This is a genomic window from Vibrio sp. 10N.222.52.B12, from assembly GCF_002875385.1.
GTDB lineage: Bacteria > Pseudomonadota > Gammaproteobacteria > Enterobacterales > Vibrionaceae > Vibrio > Vibrio jasicida.
Window position 1 is genome coordinate 1 of record NZ_MDAW01000076.1, and the last position, 1,980, is coordinate 1,980.

Below are 1,980 nucleotides of genomic sequence, written 5' to 3' on the forward strand. Positions count from 1 at the left end.
CAATTTTTACTATTGATGATTTTTCCAGAAGCTTCCTGAGTAGTTTTAATTTTTCTTGCTTATTCATTCTATTTTCCTAGCTTATAACGCCCTGTTAAGGTGTGAGCAACGCAATACCGAAGCCGCTGCATACCACCTTAAACACTAAAATCAACGCATAGTAAAAATGCCACGCGTTGCGAATCACTCTTAAACAGTTTGTTAGTTTTATTGCTGGCGACTCAGTAACAAGTTTGCTCCAGACATAGCCAAAAAAGTTGCACAACCTCTATTGAAGCGCTTTGCCATTTTCGGCTTCGTAAACCATTGCCTTAGGTATATTCCAAATATCGCATAAATCGATATTGCACCCATTTCTAAAATTAGGAACGTAGCCCCTAAAGCGAAGAACTGTTCATTTACACTAGCTGAAACATCGACGAACTGCGGTAGAAAAGCAGTAAAGATTAAGATCGCCTTTGGATTACCAGCAGCTAACAAGAATTCTTGTTTGGCTAAGCCTAGTCGGTTGCGAGTGTTTTCTAGCTCAGAAACAGGACTTGCTTCCGAACGCCAAAGATTAAAGGCAATCCACAACAAATAAGCCGCACCCACAATTTTAATCGTTAGAAATAGAGTCTCAGAGGCATAGAGAACCACTGCTAAACCAGAAGCAGCCAAGGCAATCATTACAGCGAATGCGGCAATACGAGCAAGTCCAGCAATAAAAGCGGATTTGAAACCGTAACATCGAGCATTGTTCATGGACAATAGATTGTTTGGACCAGGAGTCATATTGAGCGCAAAACACGCAGGTATAAAGAATAATAACTTCCAGATTTCCATAATATTTCCTCCATAAAACTAACGCCGCATTAAGGTGTGAGCAACGCTACCACCAGAACTAAATCATTACACCGTACACACGAAACTCAACTTTGAACTGAAAATGCCTAGCGTTGGGAATCACTCTTAAATGCTTTGTTAGTTTTACGTTTCCACGGATTCTTAACGATACTAACCCCATTAGATGATGCATTCGAAACTAATCGCTGAGAGCTCCCTTTAGACAGGGACAATGCAGATAACCAATCGAGCTTTTCAGCACTAAAAATGTTGTCTATAGCAGCATGACTTACCTTTGTATTTATCTGGTGTAGAAGCTCGCTACTAAACTGCCCGATTACAATGTGCTCTTTTGGGTTACTTTTTGGCGTCAGAATTAGAGCTGTATTCTTAGATATAGGGTACAGAATCTCAGCTAAGGGATGGGCAGGACCAATATCACCTAAATCTTGCTTATAAGGGTAGAAAACAACTGGTACATCGCCAGTCACAAACATTGAGCCTGCTGGAGCATTTACTAACACCCATTCTTTCTTGAGAAATTCAAGCGCTGCTGTTTGAGCCGCCGTAACCATATGTTCTAAACTAACCGTCGAGTTAACTTGTAAATCAACGACATTAGATAAACCTTCTTTTTCAACTAACTCTTTTAATGCAGTTGGAACCTTAGAATTATCCCAAACTTTATTGAGAACTAGTTTTGCAGCCTGCCCATAGATTTCAGCGATACCGTCTCGAAAACTAGGTCCACGAAACATCAGTAAGGCAATGTAAAAGGCTAACTCCCCTTTCTGAGAACCGTGGATAGGTACATAGGGAAGAAATCTAGAATCTAGCACCTTATCAATGATGTTATTCCCGATCATTTCTACTTCTGAAATGACGTCTTCTAGTTGTATGTGGTCCACTTGTCCTTGAGGGTCTATCTGATAATAGTAGTAATCTTCTGCACAGATCTTATTGATAGATGCAGTTTGGCGACCATATTCACCTTTGTTTTTATCAAATGCCCAAATGAGTGACTTCTGTCCCTCGATGGTAAAGCGCTTCAAATGAGCTTTTGGGACATAATGCTGGTTTTTCTTTATTTTTCTATTATTCATATGACCAAATCAATTGTAAAACTAACGCCCTGTTAAGGTGTGAGAGACGCAG

2 protein-coding genes are annotated in these 1,980 nt (G+C 40.1%); both read right to left on the reverse strand.

The annotated features are described in order from the left end of the window. Window positions 1–207: 207 nt before the first annotated feature. Window positions 208–825, reverse strand: a complete 618-nt coding sequence (locus BCT11_RS03895; RefSeq protein WP_102387216.1) for a LysE family translocator — start codon at window positions 823–825, stop codon at window positions 208–210. Window positions 826–932: 107 nt separating this feature from the next. After that, window positions 933–1,928, reverse strand: coding sequence for a DUF4238 domain-containing protein (locus BCT11_RS03900; RefSeq protein WP_102387217.1), 996 nt, complete (start codon window positions 1,926–1,928; stop codon window positions 933–935). Window positions 1,929–1,980 lie beyond the last annotated feature (52 nt).

Bases quoted from the DNA above. Each gene is read 5' to 3' on its own strand.
- BCT11_RS03895 (WP_102387216.1), bottom strand. From the start codon at position 825: ATGGAAATCTGGAAGTTATTATTCTTTATACCTGCGTGTTTTGCGCTC.
- BCT11_RS03900 (WP_102387217.1), bottom strand. From the start codon at position 1,928: ATGAATAATAGAAAAATAAAGAAAAACCAGCATTATGTCCCAAAAGCT.